Source organism: Maribrevibacterium harenarium (genome assembly GCF_006385675.1).
Classification (GTDB): domain Bacteria; phylum Pseudomonadota; class Gammaproteobacteria; order Pseudomonadales; family Marinomonadaceae; genus Marinomonas; species Marinomonas harenarium.
Genome location: NZ_VFRR01000008.1, coordinates 67,398 through 86,424, shown reverse-complemented (window position 1 = coordinate 86,424; position 19,027 = coordinate 67,398). Strand labels below are relative to the sequence as shown.

Below are 19,027 nucleotides of genomic sequence, written 5' to 3'. Positions count from 1 at the left end.
GGGGTAGTTTGGCAAAGCTAAGCGGCAGCAGTTAAGCCAATGGATCGCGGTTTCAAAATCGCTATAACGAGATTTACGCTCATGCACATGCTTAAATTTAAAGCGCTTAACCGACTCATCGCTGACAAGTGATAGCTGCGCTGGAATGCTATTAAATACCGATTCAATCAGTGTGGCATCGACCTTGCCCGCGTACTTGCCGAAATCGCGGCGATAACCTTCAACTAAATCGGCATGAATTTTTGCGACTTTTTCAACACGCTCTAGAATGCTTGAATCCTTATACTGATACCAAGCAGAAACGGCTTCCGGCATACCACCGGTAAAAAAATAGTCGGTTAGTTTATCCATCAATTTAGTGTGCACTGCCGGTGTGCTTGCTTGACTATCAAATGCTTTGATAAGTGCTTGTTCGTTGGATGCGTAAATAAATTCTTGGAAGGTCAGTGGTCGTAAATTGTATTGTTCTACCTTGCCTACAGGGAAGGTGTTGAGCAAACCAATATTCGAGCCGCTGGCTGCGACAAAGTAGGACGGTGCTTTTTCGGCAAAATACTTAAGCGAAGTAACGGCGCGTTCGCATTCGCCAATTTCATCTAATATCAGCAGATCGGTTTCTGGATTGAAGGCTTGATTGGTCAACAACTCAATGTTCATTAATAGTTCGTCTGGGGACAGTGAACCATCGAACGCTTCTTTGTAGGCAGGGGTTTCAAGAAAGTCGATACGCAGGATGTTGGCAAAGGTATTCCCAAACAACTCTTGTAGCAGATAGGTTTTACCCGTTTGCCTAGCGCCATCTATCAATAATGGCTTGCGTACAGGTTGGTTTTTCCAAGCTATTAGAGCGTTGAGTAAATTGCGCTGCATAGTTAGTTCCTGCCTATCAAGATTGATAATCTGCCTATACTATAACCTAGCATGCACTTTTACGCGCAGAAAAGTGCGGAATTTTACATTTTTATGCGCATAAAAGTGTAAACGGGTTCTGGTTGAGTATAAATCAGCCCCTTAATAGCTATCTTTCTTCTTTAATTACTACCCCATTGTCCCATCTGCTCACAGTAAGTGAGCGCGCGCGTTACGGTTTATCTATAATTGTATATCAAGAAGTGGTTGGCGATACATAATAGCTAATCATTCTTGTGTTCGTGGGATGTGATTGATATGTTTTTGTATATAATTATTCCTAATTGATTCATTAAGGCGTATCGAAATGAGCTATGTAACAGAGCAGATACTAGAAAGTCTTCGAGAAGCTCGGGTACGCAAGGGGTTTAGCCAAAGAGAGTTAAGCGCGCGTTCGGGGGTGCCGCAAAGTCATATTTCGAAAATCGAGTCTGGCGGTGTTGATTTAAGAATATCCAGTTTGATTGCACTTGCCCGTGTACTCGACCTAGAGCTATTGGTTGCGCCTAAAAAGTCAGTTCCTGCCATCAAGTCGATCATTCGAAGCAGCCAAGGTGCTTATCATAACGGGCCAAACAATAATGGTATCAACGATGAAGCTGAGCAGATGTCACCGGCATATCAGTTAGGGGAAGACGACGATGACTAATCATGTTTCTACGCTCAACGTGTTGCTCTATGGCGAACCCATAGCAACGATCACCAACGTGGGCAATGACAGAACGCTTTTTGCCTTTATGGATTCGTACATTCATGATGAATCACGGCCCGTGTTAGGGCTGGGTTTTAAAGATGCACTGGGTGGCTTACTGACTAATTTTAAACCGACCCAAACCAAGTTAACTCCGTTTTTCTCTAACCTTTTGCCAGAAGAAACCATGCGTCATTACCTGGCAGAGCGTGCCGGAGTGAATCCAGCGCGGGAGTTTTTTCTATTGTGGGTGTTAGGACAAGATTTAGCAGGTGCGATCACGGTTGAACCTGCTGATGGCGAAGCGCTGCCGCCTAATGTGCATCAAGACATTGACGAAGAAACGAAAATAGATGTTCCAATGCGTTTTTCATTAGCGGGTGTTCAGTTGAAGTTTTCAGCTGTACAACAGGCAAACGGTGGTTTGACTATTCCAGCAACCGGTCAAGGTGGCTCTTGGATTGTGAAATTGCCATCGTCTCGCTTTGACGCTGTGCCAGAAAATGAATATTCGATGATGGAATTGGCTCGCATGTTGGGGATGGATGTGCCAGAAACGCAGCTACTCCCGATTAACCAGATTGCTAATATCCCAGATGGTATTGGTAAATTTGGTGACAGTGCGTTTGTGATCAAGCGCTTTGATCGTGCAGGAGATCAAGCCGTACATATTGAAGATTTTGCGCAAGTGTTTGGCGTCTATCCTCAAGATAAATACAAAAAAGCCAGTATGCGCAATATTGCTCAGGTTATCGGCATCGAAGGTCAAGACGAAGACATTGCAGAATTTACGCGTCGATTGGTGTTCAATACCCTAATTGGCAATGCGGATATGCATCTGAAGAATTGGTCTGTGATTTACAAAGACAAGCGCGCAGCATCGATTGCACCTGCTTATGACTTTGTCTCGACCATTCCCTATATCCCTGATGATAGTGCGTCACTCAAGGTTAGCCGCAGCAAGAAGTTCAGTGACTTTACCCTAGACGAATTATCACACCTCGCCGCTAAAGCTATGCTGCCGGAAAAGCTTGTAGTAGATACCGCCAAGCAAACCGTAGCGGCTTTCCACGAATTATGGGCCAAAGAAAAAGCGCACTTGCCACTGACCAAATTCATGATTGCAGCCATTGAAGAGCACTTAAGAGGAATACCGCTACGTTAGAAAGAAGGATTTTATTCCCTGTTTTAGGTTGTATGTGGGAATATAGTCCCAGCTGCATGCTGCTTCAAAATTGCCATGATCTGACTTTCGGTAAAACGTGATTTTTTTCGTAGATCGCTCCTGATACATTGATCATAAAACTCTCTACTCAAAACCCCAATCATTTTTCGGGGGGATTACAACGCATATTTAGAGCATCACTGAAAGCGGTCTAAGCTTGGATGCTGTTTCCGGGAGCCTCTGCTTTAAAAGCAGATCCAGATACTCATCAGCTGAAAATGGTGGATTTTTCATTCCGCCACGATGCTTGCGTACAGCATCAATCACGGCCGCTATGTTGAGTTCTATCAGGTCGGAAATAAAGTCATCAGGATGAATCGCCTTCAGATTGTATCGCGCCAGCGCATCAGCAGGCTGCGAAGCGGTGCCGGATACATGACACAGGCATCGTAGATGACGGTATAGTTAGAACTCATCAGTAACCCAGCCCCAATTCCTGATCCAGAGCTGTGAGCTCTTCTAGGGTATTCAGGCGGCTCTTTTCCAAGGTCTCCTGATAGTGCTGCAGATCAGCAAAGCGTACTTTACGGCGATTGCCGGAACGGTGGAAAGGAATCTCACCATCATCCAGCAGTTTTATCAGTGTTGGGCGGGAGACGTTCAGTAGGTCAGCCGCTTCTTGAGTGGTCAACTCCGCATGAATCGGCACCAGCTTAACGGTATTGCCTACACCCAACTCGGTTAATACATCCACCAGCATACGCAGGGCACTGACCGGCATATTGACGGAGTGAGTTTCCCCGCTCTGATCCTGAACCGATAGAGTTTGTACCTGTTCTTTAGTTTCCAGAATGGCGGCAAGCTCCTGGCTGCAGAGTTTTGCCAGTGCAGCTTCTTCTGCCGAAGGGAGTTGATTCTGTGTTTGCATGGCTTAGCCTCCTGTTGCGGTATATTTGAATTATTCGCAAATGAGCAATATAAAGCAATCTTTTTCGAACTATTCGAAACAAGTAAAAGCGCTCTGAAACCAAGGGCCGGAAAGTCGAGTTATTCTATATTCTGGATCTGCTCATTGAGTAGCGGCCTAGAACCTAACAAACTCAACGAGTTATCGAAAAGAAACCGTTCAAAAATGCCTGTTTGCCCACCAAACTGCCCACCACTTGCCTATGGCTTTTACTAAATCTTAGTGGTTAGCAATGGAAAAACAGCGCCGTTTTTATGCTGCTGTTAGAGCTAAAACATAGCAGTTTTGAAGGGCTTTATCGAGCACGATTTCCGTCAACATAGCTTTGCCATTTTTTCACTGGTTCTACGCGATAGTAATGAGTCAGCAGAAAGCTCACTTAGCCTGAAATGGACATTATGATGTCCATTTTAATAGAAGTAAGCTCAATATGGATACTATGGTATCCAAGAGAGATAAGACTGAGTGTCGAATGGTAAGCATCAGGTCTACAAATTGTTATCCCTAAGGTAACTTTGTGTAGACCTTCGGGGCTAGGCAACGCGCTTTTACCACCTCTTTGGTAAATACTGCGTGAAATACAAAGGCATCACGATATTGGTTTGTTCTAACGCTGAAGAGCCTTGTGTACCCGTTAACTTGAAGGTTTTATTTGGAGTACATTTTTCAACGTAGGATGCCAACGATTTTGCTCTTGTACGTTTACCACTTTTGACTTCCACAGGGATGATATCGCCTTCATCGGTCGCCAAAATAAATTCGATTTCGGCGCGGGCGTCATTCCATGAATAGCTTGGGTCAACGCCAATAGCTGTGAGCTCTTGTTGCACAAAGTTTTCAGCCACATAGCCTTTGTATTCATAGTTTTGTTGCGTAATCTCTTTATAACTGCTGCCCAGCATATGATTGAGCAGGCCCACATCAAACAGAAATAGTTTAACCATATTGTCTTTTTTATAGGCCGCCAACGGAGATTTAGGTAATCCTTCAATAGGGTAGTTTGGCAAAGCTAAGCGGCAGCAGTTAAGCCAATGGATCGCGGTTTCAAAATCGCTATAACGAGATTTACGCTCATGCACATGCTTAAATTTAAAGCGTTTAACTGACTCATCGCTGACAAGTGATAGCTGGGCTGGAATGCTATTAAACACCGATTCAATCAGTGTGGCATCGACCTTGCCCGCGTACTTACCGAAATCGCGGCGATAACCTTCAACTAAATCGGCATGAATTTTTGTGACTTTTTCAACACGCTCTAGAATGCTTGAATCCTTAAACTGATACCAAGCAGAAACGGCTTCCGGCATACCACCGGTAAAAAAATAGTCGGTTAGTTTATCCATCAATTTAGTGTGCACCGCCGGTGTGCTTGCTTGACTATCAAATGCTTTGATCAGTGCTTGCTCGTTGGATGCGTAAATAAATTCTTGGAAGGTCAGTGGTCGTAAATTGTATTGTTCTACCTTGCCCACAGGGAAGGTGTTGAGCAAACCAATATTTGAACCGCTGGCTGCGACAAAATAGGACGGTGCTTTTTCGGCAAAATACTTCAGCGAAGTTACGGCTCGTTCACATTCGCCAATTTCATCTAATATCAGCAAGTCGGTGTCTGGATTGAACGCTTGGTTGGTTAACAACTCAATGTTCATTACTAGCTCGTCAGGTGACAACGAGCCATCGAACGCTTCTTTGTAAGCTGGGTTTTCAAGGAAGTCGATACGAAGGATGTTGGCAAAGGTATTCCCAAACAACTCTTGCAGTAGATAGGTTTTACCTGTTTGTCTTGCGCCATCGATCAATAATGGCTTGCGCACAGGTTGACTTTTCCATGCTATTAGGGCGTTGAGTAAGTTGCGCTGCATTGTCATTTCCCGCCAATTAAGACTGTTAACTGCCTGTAGTATAACTCAGTCTACACTTTTACGCGCAGAAAAGTGCGGAATTTTACATTTTTATGCGCGTAAAAGTGTTGTGGCGTTCTAATTGAGCAAGACTTTCCCTTTTTGAGAAAGCTTTTGGCACTCATCCCTTGGGCTTTTGGGGCGGTCTGGGCAAAGCCTTAGTTCACGCCACTTAGGCACACACTAACCCTGCCCATACGGTATTTATGACTTGGGGCATTATGTCAATTCTGGGGCAGGTTGTTAGCAATACCCTCAGAAAGCTGCACGATCTGGGCATTTATCTGCCTACTGCGTCCGTTTAGTACTGGCAAACTCCTAACTGAACTTAACAGATCAGTGAGGAAGCAAACGATGAACCCAACTACACAATCATCCACCACATCAACACACCCAGCGCGTCAGCAGCGGATTTTGCGCTTGCCCGAGGTAAAGGCCAAAACAGGCTTTGGCCGCAGCACCATTTATGCCCTGATGGCCAACGGTGAATTTCCACGTTCCATTCGTATTGGTGCGCGTGCCGTGGGCTGGTTAGAAAGCGATATCGACCAGTGGATTGAAACCCGCCGTATCGGTGCTGCTTATGGCCGTGGATAAACCATCAGTATCAACCCCGTTACCTGCCAATGAGATAAATAACAACATGCCAACATTACCGGCTGGTTTTGCCTATAACGCGCAAAACTGGCTGGTGATGCAACCAACGGGGCAAGATAGCCCAGTTAAAATTTGCTCTTGGCTGCAAGTGGCCGCCCGTACCCGCGATCCGCAAGGGGACAACTACGGCTATTTATTGCACTGGCTAGACGATGACAATCGCCATCGCTACTGGGCTATGCCAGCAGAACTATTGGCCGGAGACGGCAGCGAGTACCGCCGAATCCTACTCAGCCGAGGTATGCGGCTAAGCAACAGTGTCAAAGCGCGGCAGTTGCTCTCCCTGTTTATTCAACAAATGGGCGAACTGGCCACGCAAAAGGCCATCAGCGTGAACTGCATTGGCTGGCATTACCACGCTTATGTGCATCCGCGCCTCACCTTTTACCCAAGCGAACACAGCAACAACCTGCGTATGGTGCTGCAAACCATGCACCCGATAGAAGGCTTTATTCAACAAGGTAGTAGCGATAGTTGGCGGCAGCACGTTGGCCGTTATTGTCTGGATAACCCGCTATTAATTGTTGGTGTTTGTGCTGCGCTGGCTGCGCCTTTGTTGCATTTGTGCGGGGTGGATGGTTTTGGTTTACACCTCTACGGTGCCAGCAGTTCTGGTAAAACTGCGGCGCTGTATCCGGCATTATCGGTGTGGGGCGAGCCTAATCAACTGCGCCACAGTTGGCGTGCCACGGCCAACGGTTTAGAAGGCACTGCGTTGGCCCATAACGATGCCTTGCTGGCGCTCGATGAAATGGGCGAAGTTGACCCAAAAGAGGCGGGCGATGTCGCTTATATGCTTGCCAATGGCCAAGGTAAAACCCGTGCAGGCAAATACGGTGAAATGCGCTTACCCGCCCGTTGGCGTTTAGTGTTTTTATCTACTGGTGAAGTGACGCTCGAAAGCCATCTGGCCAGTATCGGCAAGCGCGTAAAAGCCGGCCAGCAAGTGCGCGTGATTGATCTCAGTGCCGATGCCGGAGCGCAAATGGGCGTGTTTAACCAGAGTCATGGTATGAGCGCCGCCGATTTAGCCGATCATCTTAAACAGCAAAGTCGCCAACATTACGGCAGCTTGGCCTTGGACTGGTTACGGTATTTAACGCAGCACGGCGCACAGGTGCGACCCGTTTTCCAAAACGTACGCCAACGTTTTTTAGCTAGCTTACCAACCGAGGCTGACGGCCAAGTGCGCCGAGTAGCCGAAAAGTTTGCCTTACTGGCTAGCGCAGGCCTGTTAGCCATTCAAGCCAAGGTGCTCGATTGGCCAACCCAAAGTGTCGAAGCCGCCTGTTTAAGCCAGCTTAACCAATGGATACTTGCTCGCGGTGGTGTAGCCGCCAATGAAGATCAACAAGCCATTCGCCAAGTGCGCAGCTTTATTGAGCAACATGGCGAAAGCCGCTTTACGCCTAAACAAATTGGTTACAGCAGCCAAGTACGCCAACGAGCAGGGTGGATAGATGTCACCGGCCCACAAACCCTCTACCTGTTTTACCCAACTGGCTGGCGTGAAGCCACCGAAGGCCTAAGCCCAGATCGCGCCGCCAAAGCGCTGATGGCCGCAGGCTACTTAATCCCCGATGGCAACCGACCACAGCGCAAAGTCAGCCTGCCCGACAACACCCGCCCACGCATGTACTGTGTTAAAGGCAGCATCTTGGATGACTAAAAAGGCGATGAATCCTATGTAGGCTTGTCGCCTTGCAGTGCACCGCCAGTCAACCTAAAGGCTGGGCGAGGATTAAAGGCTAAGGCAGACAATACCGCCAGAGGCATTCCCGTGAACCGCCAGCGTACCAACAACCGGCACCGAACGAATAACAAATACGCTCAATTATTTGGTTTTAACTCAAATAAGTTGAGAATAATCATAATCGTGGTAGGGTAAGCAACAGTGAAAAATCCCCAAGTTTATGGTTAAGAAAACACCGTGGAGAGAGCATGATCCGCTGCCACCTAGCCCGATTAATGGGTGAGAGAAAAATGCGCATTAGCGACGTGATGCGTGAAACCGGCCTCAGCCGTACCACCGTCACGCTACTGTACAAAGAAACTGCGCTTAAGGTGGACTTAGAGGCATTAGATAAGCTGTGCGATTTGTTTAACTGCGATATACACGAACTACTCGAAAAATCGCCTGCGGCCTCCGCTGTGAATGAGAATACAAAATGACCCTAATTAACATCAAAGACCTCGAAGCACACCTATGGCATGCAGCCCACATTATTACCGGGCCTATCGATGCATCGGACTACAAGACTTACATTTTCCCGATCCTCTTTTTTAAGCGCATTTGCGATGTGTACGACGAGGAATTTATCGACGCCATGGAACAAGTGGGCGATGAAGAGCTTGCCAAAGGCGACATGTTTCACCGTATTCAAATCCCAGAAGAGTGCCACTGGAAAGACGTTTTTGCCGAAACTAAAGACATAGGCCAAGCCTTAAAAGATGCGTTTCGCGGTATAGAACTGGCTAACCCAAAGCTACACGGCATATTCGGCGATGCCAGCTGGACCAATAAAGAACGCCTGTCGGATGAACTCTTAGCTACCTTGCTTAACCATTTCAACAAAGTGAACCTGGGTGTAGCGTCTGTTCGCGACGATGATATGGGCCGAGCCTACGAATACCTCATCAAACGCTTTGCTGATAAGGCTAATAAAAAGGCCGGTGAGTTCTATACCCCGCGCACCATTGTTCGTTTAATGGTTAACATCCTAGACCCGCAAGCGGGTGAAAGCGTCTACGACCCGGCTTGTGGTACCGGCGGCATGCTACTGGAAACCATCCACCACGTTAAAGAAAACGGCGGTGATCCGCGTTTGCTAAAAATCAAAGGCCAGGAGAAGAACCTCACCACCGAGGCCATTGCCCGCATGAACCTGTTTTTACATGGTCAGGAAGATTTTGACATCGTTCGCGGCGACACCCTGCGCGAGCCGAAGTTTTTGGTGAATGATCGCTTAGAAACCTTTGATTGTGTAATCGCCAACCCGCCATTTAGCCTCAAAGAATGGGGCTATGATCTCTGGTCTGCCGACCCTTATGGCCGTAAACAATATGGTTTAGCACCTAAAACCAACGGTGATTTTGCCTGGGTGCAACATATGTTTGCCTCGTTAAACGAGCAAGGGCGCATGGCAGTGGTATTGCCACATGGCGTACTATTTCGTGGTGGGGCCGAAGGCGCAATCCGCACCAAGCTGCTGCAAGAAAACCGCATCGAAGCCATCATCGGCGTGGCGTCAAACCTGTTTTATGGCACAGGCATTCCTGCCTGCATTTTAGTGCTGCGCAAATCACGCCCAGCCGATCATCAAGATCACGTACTGATCATTAATGCAGAAGAAATCTTCACCAAAGGCCGTGCGCAAAATACCTTGTCTAATGATCAAGCCGACGAAATTTTTAACATCTATCGCCAGCAAGAAGCCGCAGGCCCTAAAGCCGAAGAAATCGAAGGCGTTGCGCGCTGGGTAGCGTTAACTGAGATTGAAGAAAACGACTTCAACCTCAATATCGCGCGTTATGTACAAAAACCACTGGAAGAAGAAACCATCACAGTGGAAGAAGCGCTAAAAGACTTCCAACAAAAACTGGCCGCCCTGGAGCAAGCCGAAAATGAACTGGAATCACTGTTGATCAAGGAAGGGTTTGAATTATGAGCAAAAAGCTCACGGTGATGGTGTCATCCACCGTTTATGGCGTAGAAGAGCTGCTCGACCGCGTATACACGCTACTAACTACCTTTGGTTATGAAGTTTGGATGTCGCATAAAGGCACAGTGCCGGTATCGTCTAACGAAACCGCCTTCGAAAGCTGCTTAAAAGCAGTAGAAAAATGCGACCTGTTTTTAGGCATCATTACCCCGCAATACGGTAGTGGCGTTGATGCAACTGGCCTATCGATTACCCATAAAGAGATGAAAAAAGCCATCGAGCTCAATAAACCTCGCTGGTTTTTAGCGCACGATCAAGTCGTCTTCGCCCGCCGTCTATTAATGGATTTAGGTTACAAAACCCAAGAACAGCGCTCAGAATTGACACTGCGCAAAGGTGCAGCGTCCATTTCCAATATTAAGGTGATCGACTTATACGAAGACGCCACCATGGAACAACTGCCACTGGATGATCGCCAAGGCAACTGGGTGCAAAAGTTCGATCGCGACGACGACGCCAATCTTTTTGTGGTTGCGCAATTCTCTCGCTATCAAGACGTAGAGCAGCGCCTGACCGAACATTTTCAAAATGTCAGTCAAGTGAGCGCCTCAGTAGGAGCAAGCCATGAGTAAAACGGCCGCACAACTCAAGCAACTATTGTCGCTGGGCGAAAATCAAACCCTTGAATACCTTACAAGCTGCGAGTTAAAACACTGCGGTCCGCAAGTATGTGCCTTTTTAAATACCCAAGGTGGTTACCTGCTATGTGGGGTCGATGATAACGGCCAAATCAAGGGCGTAGAGTATGCCGAACAAGTGGCTGAACAGCTCGAAAGCCAGCTTAAATCGGCCATTCAACCGCCAGTACTGTTTTCGGTAGAAGTACAGCAAGTCGAAAACAAACAGTTATTAGTGATCGAAGTGCCTGCCGGCAAAGACATCCCCTACGCCTTTAACAGTGACATCTACATACGTGCCGGCGAGCAAACCCAAAAAGCCGATGTTGATACCATCCGCGACATGGTTATGCGCAAGCAAGTAGAACCTACCCGCTGGGAGCGTTTGTTCTCGTCTGAACTCGACGAACAAGGTTTATCAGCCAGCGCTTGTAAAAAACTGCTATCCGCCAAACGCATTCCCAAAGAAGTCGCGCAAGCCGAACAAGGCTTACTGCACCAGTTGCAATTGTTATCTTTGGCCAAATACGGCCGCTTAACCAATGCCGCCGATCTATTATTGGCCAGTGCGCCGGGTAAACGCCATCCGCAAGCCCGCGTGCGTGCTGTGTGTTATCGCCATAAGGCCGACGACGAATATCAGGATTTACAGCACCTCGATGGTCCAATGGCCGAGGTGATCGAGCAGCTGATTACCTTTGTGATGCGTAATACGCCATCGCGCGCACGCTTTAGCAGCGCTAATAATCAGCGCGAAGACATCCCCATGTACCCAGAACAAGCGGTACGCGAAGCCATTGTCAACGCCTTTGCCCACCGCGATTACAGCAACTTTGCCGGCGGCATTAAGGTAGAAGTTAGCCCAGCGCATCTGAAAATATGGAACTCAGGTGCGTTTCCGCAAGGCATCGACGAGCACAAAATTCAGCAAGGCCATATCTCGGTACTGCGTAACCCAGACATTGCCCACGGCTTATACCTGCAAGGCTACATGGAAAAGCTTGGCCGCGGCAGTGTGGTGATCCAATATGCTTGCAAAGCAGCGGGCCTACCCGCGCCCAAATGGCACTCCGACAGCAGCTCCGGTGTGACTTTGACCCTGTTCGCCACGGAAGTCACCACGGAAGTCACCACGGAAGTCACCACGGAAGTCACCACGGAAGTCAACACGGAAGTCGCACGGATGATCAGCCTCATGAGCCAAGAGCACAGCCGCGACGAATTAATGGCATTAATGGCACTGAAAAACGCCGAGCATTTCCGTAAACACTACTTAAAACCGGCGCTGGAGATCACCCCAGCCTTGGTAGAAATGACCATTCCAGACAAGCCAACCAGCCGTAACCAAAAATACCGTTTAACAGCGCTTGGCCAGCAGCTAAAGCAGCAACTAAGCGATAAGAAGACATCATGAGCGCATTAAATAAGAAAAAATTAGAGGATTTGCTCTGGGGCGCCGCCGAGTTTTTACGCGGCCAAATCGACGCTTCAGACTACAAACAGTACATCTTCCCGCTGCTATTTTATAAGCGCCTGTCGGATGTGTATTTGGAAGAATACACCGAAGCCTTGGAGATCCATGAAGGCGATGCCGAATACGCCGCCATGCCCATGTTCCACCGTTTTGATATTCCCAAGGAAGCCCGCTGGGAAAAGGTGCGCCACACCAGCAAAAACATCGGTGAAGCCATTCAAAACGCACTGCGTTTAATTGAAGCCAACAACCCGCGCTTACATGGGGTATTTGGTGATGCCCAGTGGACCAACAAAGAACGCCTGCCCGATCACCTGTTATCTGACCTCATTGAGCACTTCAGTAAAATTCCGCTGGGTATTAAGTCGGTTGCGCAAGATGATCTGGGCGAGGCTTACGAATACCTAATCAAAAAATTCGCCGACGACTCTGGCCACACCGCTGCTGAGTTTTATACCAACCGTACCGTGGTGCATTTAATGACCCGCATCATGGGCTTAAAACCCGGTGAAACTGCTTATGACCCTACCTGCGGCACTGGTGGTATGTTGCTTAACGCAGTGATGGATTTGCGTACTCACGGTGAGGAATGGAGGTCTGTGCACCTCTATGGCCAAGAAGTAAACCTGCTCACCTCCGCCATTGCGCGTATGAACATGTTCTTGCACGACATTGAAGAATTCGATGTGCTGCGCGGCGATACCCTGGCGGAACCCAAGTTTATTGAAAACGACCAGCTCAAGCAGTTTGATGTGATATTCGCTAACCCGCCATATTCGATTAAAAAGTGGAACCGCGATAAGTTTGCCGCCGACCCTTATGGCCGCAACCTCTACGGCGTACCACCGCAAGGCTGCGCCGATTATGCGTTTTACACCCATATCATTAAAAGCCTAAAACCCGATACAGGCCGCGCCGCCATGCTCTGGCCACACGGCGTGTTGTTCCGCGATTCCGAGCAAAGCATTCGTAAACAAGTGATTGAGTCCGACATTATCGAAGCAGTGATTGGCCTTGGGCCAAATCTGTTTTACAACTCGCCGATGGAATCCTGCGTGGTGGTGCTTAATTGCAATAAACCCGCCGAGCGTAAAAACAAGGTGTTGTTTATCAATGGCGTAGAACACGTTACCCGAGAGCGCGCCCACAGCCGCTTATCGGATGAGGATTTATCCGTGTTATGCGAGGCTTACTTTACACCAGAAAAGCAGAGCGACATTACCGCGTTGGTGGACATCGATACCCTTAAAGAGAATCTCTACAATCTATCGATACCGCTCTATGTGCAAGCGCAAAACAATGGCGAAGTGCACGATATTGAACATGCCATCGAGGCATGGAAAGTTAGCCGGGTGCAATTGAAAAAGCAGACCAATAAGTTATTCCAAAGCCTTGCTGAGCTGGGGTTTGAGACTGAAGTTAGCAAGGTGGAGCAGTAAATGACAGAGCAACAATTACCCGATGGCTGGCAAATGGTGAAGTTTGGCGATATCGCTAAGCATATTTCCAAGCGTGTCGAGCCCAGTGAAACTGACCTTGAAATCTATGTTGGCCTAGAACATTTGGACCCAGATAGTTTAAAAATAAAACGTCACGGTGTGCCCAGTGATGTTGCAGGCCAAAAACTATTGGTAAAGAAAGGGCAAATCATTTTTGGCAAGCGCCGCGCTTATCAACGCAAAGTGGCCGTGGCAGACTGGGATTGTATTTGCTCGGCACATGCAATGGTGCTTGAGGCGAATCCTCAAAATGTCATACCTGAATTTTTGCCATTTTTTATGCAGTCAGATGTTTTTATGAATCGGGCAGTGGCTGTTTCAGAGGGCTCTCTTTCTCCAACCATCAAATGGAAGGTGCTGGAGCGACAAACATTTTCTTTTCCAGATTTGGCAGAACAAAGAAGATTGTTGTACATCCTCGCTAAGTTGGAGGACGTATTATTAAGCTCATCTGCTGCTACAGATTCACTTTCAGCGTTTTTAGATAAAATCAAAACAATTCATACGACTAAACCGTCGAATGGTAAAAATTGGAAAAAAATAAAAATCAAAGACGTATTTGAGCTTCAAAGAGGATTTGATCTGCCCACTCAAGACCGTATTGAAGGTGACGTAACAATTTATGGATCAAACGGCGTAAATGGCTTTCATAACGAAACTGATGTTAGTGGTCCTGGTGTAATCACAGGAAGAAGCGGAACTATTGGTAAAGTATTTTATACAGATAAAGAGTACTGGCCTTTGAATACCTCGCTTTACGTAAAAGACTTTAAAGGAAATAACCCTGAATACGTAAAGTACTTCTTGGAGTGCATGAAGTTGGAGAGGTATGCAACAGGAACCGGCGTTCCCACTCTAAATAGGAATGATATTCATGCTGTTACTAAACTCTGGCCTTCAAAATCAGAACAGGATTCTATCGTTGCTCTGCTGAAGGGAGTCGAATTGAAAATTGATAGTCTCAATAAGCACACAACATCCCTAAAAAACATTAAGAAAGCATTACTAAATAGGGCCGCATAATGTTTAACGAACAAACCGTCACAGAAAATGGAATTATTGACCGCTTAAAGGGGTTAAGCGGCGTAAAATGGACTTACTGCCACGGTGAAAACCTGCCCAAACAAGCGCAGGATATCTTCGTTGATGAGTGGCTTAAAGACGCCTTGTGTTCGTTAAATCCCGATATTGCCAAACAACCCGATTATGCTGATGAAGTGATTTACAAGCTGCGCGGCGTGGTGCTGGAAGCACGCCATACTGGTTTGGTAAAAGCCAATGAGAACTTTCATGAATGGTTAATGGCCGAAAAGACCTTACCCTTTGGTGAGAATGGCGACCATATCACCATCAACCTGATTGATTTCGACAATATAGCCAACAACCAATTTGTGGTGTCACAGCAGGTGCATTATATCGCGGCTACCGAAGTCTATTTTGACATCGTGCTCTACGTGAATGGTATTCCTTTGGTGGTGGGCGAGGTGAAAACGGCGACTCGCCCCAGTGTTACCTGGCAAGACGGTGCTGCCGATTTTATGGGCGGTAAAAAGCACTACTGGAAAAACGTAGAGCCCTTCTTTGTACCTAACCTTTTGTGTTTTGCTAGTGAAGGTAAAACTTTTGCTTATGGTGCCATCAACGCTCGAGTGAAAGATTGGGGGCCATGGCACAATACCGACCTGCGCGATGACATTTTGCCAGGCTTGGCATCGGTGCTGAATAGCTGCGAGGGTTTGTTAAACCCGCTAACCTTATTGCAGTTGCTGGAATCTTTCGCGCTATTTTCAACGGTTAAAACCGGTAAGAACACGCCACCCAAGCGCATTAAAATTCTACCGCGTTACCCCCAGTTTGAAGCAGCCAAGCAAATAGTAGAGCGTGTGCGCAAAGGCTACCCGAAGAAAGGCCTTATCTGGCATTTCCAAGGCTCGGGTAAATCGTTGTTAATGCTCTACGCCGCCAAGATGCTCCGCGCAGATAATGACCTGAAAAACCCCACCGTATTGATTGTGGTAGACCGCCGTGACCTAGACAGCCAAATCAACGAGACCTTTGGCGGTGCCGACGTTAAAAACCTCATCAAAGTACAAAGCTGCAAAAAGCTTGGTGAGCATATTGAGCAAGACAGCCGTGGCATTTTGATTACCACCATCTTTAAGTTTAAAGATGTCGAGATTGATGACAGCAATCCCAACGGCCTTAACAGCCGCGATAACATAATTGTGTTAGTGGACGAAGCGCACCGCACGCAGGAAGGTGGTTTGGGCGAGAAAATGCGCTGGGCTCTGCCACAAGCGCACTTCTATGGTTTAACGGGTACGCCAATTTCGGGTATCGACCGCAATACCTTTAAGTTATTCGGTGCCGAAGAAGACCCCGGCCGCTACATGAATCGCTACAGCTACAAGCAGTCGATACGCGATGGCGCCACTAACCCAGTGAAGTTTGAGCCACGCTTGGCAGAACTACGGGTAGACCGCGATGCCATCAACCAAGAGTTTGAACAGCTCGCCAAAGACAATAATCTCGACGACGAGGAAAAAGCGGCTCTGTCTAAACGCGCGGGCAAATTAGCAGTGATGCTCAAAGCGCCTAAACGCATGGCCGCCGTCAGCAATGATATTGCCGAACACTTTACCAGCCACGTGAAGCCGAAAAAGATGAAAGGCATGGTGGTGGTATACGACCGCGATGCCTGCGTGCAGATGTACTACTTGCTGGGCGAAAAGCTCGGCTTTGATGCCGTAGAAGTGGTGATGAATGTCGACCAGGCACCGGTAAAAGCCGAAGAAGGCGGTAAAAAAGACAAGCTAAATAAAGACTGGCGTAAGTGGCACGACGATCTAGAGTTGCCAATTAAACAAGCAGATTTTGAACGTTGGCAGCAGATTGATGCCGAAGACCAAACCCAGAAAGACTTAATCGAAAGCTTTAAAGACCCTAAGCACCCGTTGCAGCTGATCATCGTGACCGCCAAGTTACTTACCGGGTTTGATGCGCCAATCTGCTATTGCATGTACTTAGATAAACCGCTGCGCGACCACACGCTGCTACAGGCCATGTGCCGCACCAACCGCTTGTACGAAACAGACGATGTGCGCAAAGACATGGGCCTCATCATTGATTACCTTGGCGTGTTTGAAAACCTGCGCACCGCGCTGGCCTACAACCCGGAAGAAATTGACGGCGTGGTAGAAGGCATTGAAGCCTTTAAAGAATTATTACCCGCCCAGTTAGACAAGTGTTTATCCTTTTTCCCGGGTGTTGACCGCTCCTTGGAAGGTTTCGAAGGCATTATGGCGGCGCAAGAGTGCTTGCCAACTAATGAAAAACGCGATGAGTTCGCCGCGAGCTTTGGTGTGTTAGCCAAGCTTTGGTCGGCCATTAACCCAGACACCTTCTTAGCCCCGTATCGCAAAGACTATAAATGGTTGGCACAGATTTACGAATCGGTGCGCCCAGTCGGCCAAACCGGCGCTTTGGTGTGGGCTGCCCTCGGCCCAGAAACCATCAAGATGATCCACGAGCATACCGACATCAACCGCATCCGCGATGATATCGACGAGCTGATCATGGATGAGCACGCCATTTTTACCCTGACGGATAAAGAACAAGAGCAACGCGCGAAGCGCCTCGAAATTGACTTGATGGGCCGCCTGCGTGGCAGTAACGACCCTAAGTTTGTCGAGTTAGGTGAACGCTTAGAAAAACTGCGCCAAGACTACGAAGCCGGTGTCATCAAAGCTATCGACTGGTTAAAAGGCCTGTTAGACGCCGCCAAAGACACGGTACAAGCCGAACGCGAAACTGGCGAGCATGTGGTGACCGAAGAAGACAACAAACAGGCCTTAACCAAACTCTTCCTGGAAACCCGACCAGAAACCACGCCGAAACTAATCGGCGATGTGGTAGAGCAGATCGACAAGATCGTTAAAGCCACCCGTTTTGAAGGCTGGCAAAACTCCAACAGCGGCCCGCGCGAAATCCAAAAGGCGCTGCTGGTAACATTGGCTCAGTTTGGCTTAGGCAAAGACAAAGAGCTGTTCCAAAAGGCATATGGGTATATAGAAGAGCATTATTGATGCAATACGTAGGTAGTGAACTTGAAAGGTTAGCGCTAAGCGACGCAGACCCTAACAACGCAGATTTGTTGGGGCGAAGTGCGTTCAACCGTTACTACTATGCCGCTTTCCTTATCACAAGAGAAACGCTTGGATATATGCAACCTAATTGGAAAGGTACAGCGCATGCGGAAATACCAAACTTGTTGAAAACTGGATTACGTAAGCCTGCAAAAGCGGCATTGAAACAACAAGTCAAATTAGGTCTTCTAGACAAAGGTGATGAGAGCCGGTTATTAGGAGACCTGAATGTTACAGGAAATGAATTAGCTCAGTTGTTGAAGCTTGCATATGATGCAAGAATTTTGGCGGATTATGAGCCTGAAGTTAAAACAATTAAAACTGGTGAGATCATTTACCTGAAAACTCATAAATTGACGACCGCTCGCCAATGGCCAACCCAAGCTGAGAGGCATTGTGCAAAGCTCAGACGTATCTGGAAGGAGATAGGCCTTGCTTAAACAACCCGCGATCTCAAACTTTGACGGAATACGAGCCGAATACTGTATTTCAGATTTCATTGTACGTGCGTCTGATGGGATTTTAGTGCTGTATGTACCGAAAGATAAGGTCAGTGATAAAGCGCAAAAGGGATTTGTATCTCTAAAACAGCTGAATAACCTACAGAGAAAATTAAAAATAGAGTTCGACACCAGTACTGAGATTGTATTATTGGATGCGGATAGTCTGATAAAAGTCGGTGAAGGCTTCGTCGCTTTACTGAAAAGCACTTTTCCAGACATCATCACTGACGCTCGTATTTCTTTTTTAAATGCACATCGTGTGAGTGCAACAATTGTACTTTCAGAGTTTGTAGATAATTCAAAAAAGGAAGCTGTTGAAGCCTTTTTAACGGCGGTTCTAACACCTGCTCATATAGAGTTACAGGCACTTCAATGGGACGAAGTTGAATTGCCATCATTAATCGAGATATTAACAACAACCAAAAAGTTTCAACCAGTAAAACTGGACAATCTATATGACTTTTTGTCTAAGGATTATCCAGCATTACGAATAGGCTGGTTAAATAAACAACTCGATAAGTTGATTAAGAAAAAATTTCTTATTCGAGAACGTGATACAGAAACTTATGCAATGACAGCTTTAGGCCTGAATTTGCTGCCCAAAATAGCAAGCCGCAACAGTTCTGACATAGTGAGAGCGCTTGATTTAGGAAGACGAAAATGGTGAAATGCAAAAACGGAGCGGCGAAGAATTGTCGCGAGGGTGTGCATCATGCCCGTTTGCGAAGGCTAGACACAGAAACACCGATGGACAAACGTCCATCCGTGCTTCGCCCG

The 19,027-nt window shown here is 47.4% G+C and carries 16 protein-coding genes; 13 read left to right on the top strand and 3 right to left on the bottom strand.

What is annotated here, in order from left to right:
• A partial coding sequence (locus FJM67_RS06390; RefSeq protein ID WP_140587955.1) for an ATP-binding protein occupies positions 1 to 870 on the bottom strand: 870 nt, incomplete at its 3' end.
• A gap of 346 nt (positions 871 to 1,216) precedes the next feature.
• Between FJM67_RS06390 and FJM67_RS06385 the strand changes: the two genes are divergently transcribed.
• Entirely contained in the window at positions 1,217 to 1,558 is a 342-nt protein-coding gene (locus FJM67_RS06385) for a helix-turn-helix domain-containing protein (RefSeq protein ID WP_140587954.1), read from the top strand.
• Positions 1,551 to 2,765 (top strand): type II toxin-antitoxin system HipA family toxin, encoded by a 1,215-nt coding sequence (locus FJM67_RS06380; protein WP_140587953.1) that lies wholly within the window; start codon positions 1,551 to 1,553, stop codon positions 2,763 to 2,765. Before FJM67_RS06385 ends, FJM67_RS06380 begins: the two co-directional genes overlap by 8 nt.
• Positions 2,766 to 3,240: 475 nt before the next feature.
• Here the strand turns inward: FJM67_RS06380 and FJM67_RS06370 are convergent, their stop codons facing one another.
• Positions 3,241 to 3,693, bottom strand: coding sequence for a helix-turn-helix domain-containing protein (locus tag FJM67_RS06370; RefSeq protein WP_140587952.1), 453 nt, complete (start codon positions 3,691 to 3,693; stop codon positions 3,241 to 3,243).
• Positions 3,694 to 4,280: 587 nt separating this feature from the next.
• The gene (locus FJM67_RS06360) at positions 4,281 to 5,594 is read right to left on the bottom strand and encodes an ATP-binding protein (RefSeq protein WP_140587950.1); all 1,314 of its coding nucleotides are present in this window, start codon (positions 5,592 to 5,594) and stop codon (positions 4,281 to 4,283) included.
• A gap of 393 nt (positions 5,595 to 5,987) precedes the next feature.
• Between FJM67_RS06360 and FJM67_RS06355 the strand changes: the two genes are divergently transcribed.
• The 11 genes from FJM67_RS06355 to FJM67_RS06305 all read left to right on the top strand — a co-directional run bounded on the left by FJM67_RS06355 (position 5,988) and on the right by FJM67_RS06305 (position 18,917).
• Positions 5,988 to 6,230, top strand: coding sequence for a helix-turn-helix transcriptional regulator (locus tag FJM67_RS06355; protein ID WP_007146785.1), 243 nt, complete (start codon positions 5,988 to 5,990; stop codon positions 6,228 to 6,230).
• A complete protein-coding gene (locus FJM67_RS06350) occupies positions 6,217 to 7,959 on the top strand; it encodes a DUF927 domain-containing protein (protein WP_140587949.1) in 1,743 nt (580 codons plus the stop codon). Before FJM67_RS06355 ends, FJM67_RS06350 begins: the two co-directional genes overlap by 14 nt.
• Before the next feature lie 272 nt (positions 7,960 to 8,231).
• Positions 8,232 to 8,462, top strand: coding sequence for a helix-turn-helix domain-containing protein (locus FJM67_RS06345; RefSeq protein ID WP_000617363.1), 231 nt, complete (start codon positions 8,232 to 8,234; stop codon positions 8,460 to 8,462).
• Entirely contained in the window at positions 8,459 to 9,958 is a 1,500-nt protein-coding gene (locus tag FJM67_RS06340; protein ID WP_140587948.1) for a type I restriction-modification system subunit M, read from the top strand. Before FJM67_RS06345 ends, FJM67_RS06340 begins: the two co-directional genes overlap by 4 nt.
• Positions 9,955 to 10,584: a DUF4062 domain-containing protein gene (locus FJM67_RS06335; RefSeq protein WP_140587947.1), complete on the top strand. Its 630-nt coding sequence runs from the start codon at positions 9,955 to 9,957 to the stop codon at positions 10,582 to 10,584. Before FJM67_RS06340 ends, FJM67_RS06335 begins: the two co-directional genes overlap by 4 nt.
• Complete coding sequence (locus FJM67_RS06330) at positions 10,577 to 12,043, top strand: RNA-binding domain-containing protein (RefSeq protein WP_140587946.1); 1,467 nt, start codon at positions 10,577 to 10,579, stop codon at positions 12,041 to 12,043. The genes FJM67_RS06335 and FJM67_RS06330 overlap by 8 nt, the downstream gene beginning before the upstream one ends.
• The gene (locus tag FJM67_RS06325) at positions 12,040 to 13,542 is read left to right on the top strand and encodes a type I restriction-modification system subunit M (protein ID WP_140587945.1); all 1,503 of its coding nucleotides are present in this window, start codon (positions 12,040 to 12,042) and stop codon (positions 13,540 to 13,542) included. The genes FJM67_RS06330 and FJM67_RS06325 overlap by 4 nt, the downstream gene beginning before the upstream one ends.
• Positions 13,543 to 14,625: a restriction endonuclease subunit S gene (locus FJM67_RS06320; protein WP_140587944.1), complete on the top strand. Its 1,083-nt coding sequence runs from the start codon at positions 13,543 to 13,545 to the stop codon at positions 14,623 to 14,625. It abuts the gene before it with no gap.
• On the top strand, positions 14,625 to 17,687 hold the full coding sequence (locus tag FJM67_RS06315; protein ID WP_140587943.1) for a type I restriction endonuclease subunit R: 3,063 nt from the start codon (positions 14,625 to 14,627) through the stop codon (positions 17,685 to 17,687). The genes FJM67_RS06320 and FJM67_RS06315 overlap by 1 nt, the downstream gene beginning before the upstream one ends.
• Positions 17,687 to 18,187 (top strand): hypothetical protein, encoded by a 501-nt coding sequence (locus tag FJM67_RS06310; protein ID WP_025515190.1) that lies wholly within the window; start codon positions 17,687 to 17,689, stop codon positions 18,185 to 18,187. The genes FJM67_RS06315 and FJM67_RS06310 overlap by 1 nt, the downstream gene beginning before the upstream one ends.
• Positions 18,180 to 18,917, top strand: coding sequence for a hypothetical protein (locus FJM67_RS06305; RefSeq protein WP_140587942.1), 738 nt, complete (start codon positions 18,180 to 18,182; stop codon positions 18,915 to 18,917). The genes FJM67_RS06310 and FJM67_RS06305 overlap by 8 nt, the downstream gene beginning before the upstream one ends.
• The last annotated feature ends 110 nt before the right edge of the window (positions 18,918 to 19,027 follow it).

Coding starts and splice junctions, on each gene's coding strand:
- FJM67_RS06330 (WP_140587946.1), top strand. CDS start 10,577: ATGAGTAAAACGGCCGCACAACTCAAGCAACTATTGTCGCTGGGCGAA.
- FJM67_RS06345 (WP_000617363.1), top strand. CDS start 8,232: ATGATCCGCTGCCACCTAGCCCGATTAATGGGTGAGAGAAAAATGCGC.
- FJM67_RS06385 (WP_140587954.1), top strand. CDS start 1,217: ATGAGCTATGTAACAGAGCAGATACTAGAAAGTCTTCGAGAAGCTCGG.
- FJM67_RS06360 (WP_140587950.1), bottom strand. CDS start 5,594: ATGCAGCGCAACTTACTCAACGCCCTAATAGCATGGAAAAGTCAACCT.
- FJM67_RS06350 (WP_140587949.1), top strand. CDS start 6,217: ATGGCCGTGGATAAACCATCAGTATCAACCCCGTTACCTGCCAATGAG.
- FJM67_RS06325 (WP_140587945.1), top strand. CDS start 12,040: ATGAGCGCATTAAATAAGAAAAAATTAGAGGATTTGCTCTGGGGCGCC.
- FJM67_RS06315 (WP_140587943.1), top strand. CDS start 14,625: ATGTTTAACGAACAAACCGTCACAGAAAATGGAATTATTGACCGCTTA.
- FJM67_RS06335 (WP_140587947.1), top strand. CDS start 9,955: ATGAGCAAAAAGCTCACGGTGATGGTGTCATCCACCGTTTATGGCGTA.
- FJM67_RS06320 (WP_140587944.1), top strand. CDS start 13,543: ATGACAGAGCAACAATTACCCGATGGCTGGCAAATGGTGAAGTTTGGC.
- FJM67_RS06310 (WP_025515190.1), top strand. CDS start 17,687: ATGCAATACGTAGGTAGTGAACTTGAAAGGTTAGCGCTAAGCGACGCA.
- FJM67_RS06340 (WP_140587948.1), top strand. CDS start 8,459: ATGACCCTAATTAACATCAAAGACCTCGAAGCACACCTATGGCATGCA.
- FJM67_RS06380 (WP_140587953.1), top strand. CDS start 1,551: ATGACTAATCATGTTTCTACGCTCAACGTGTTGCTCTATGGCGAACCC.
- FJM67_RS06355 (WP_007146785.1), top strand. CDS start 5,988: ATGAACCCAACTACACAATCATCCACCACATCAACACACCCAGCGCGT.
- FJM67_RS06370 (WP_140587952.1), bottom strand. CDS start 3,693: ATGCAAACACAGAATCAACTCCCTTCGGCAGAAGAAGCTGCACTGGCA.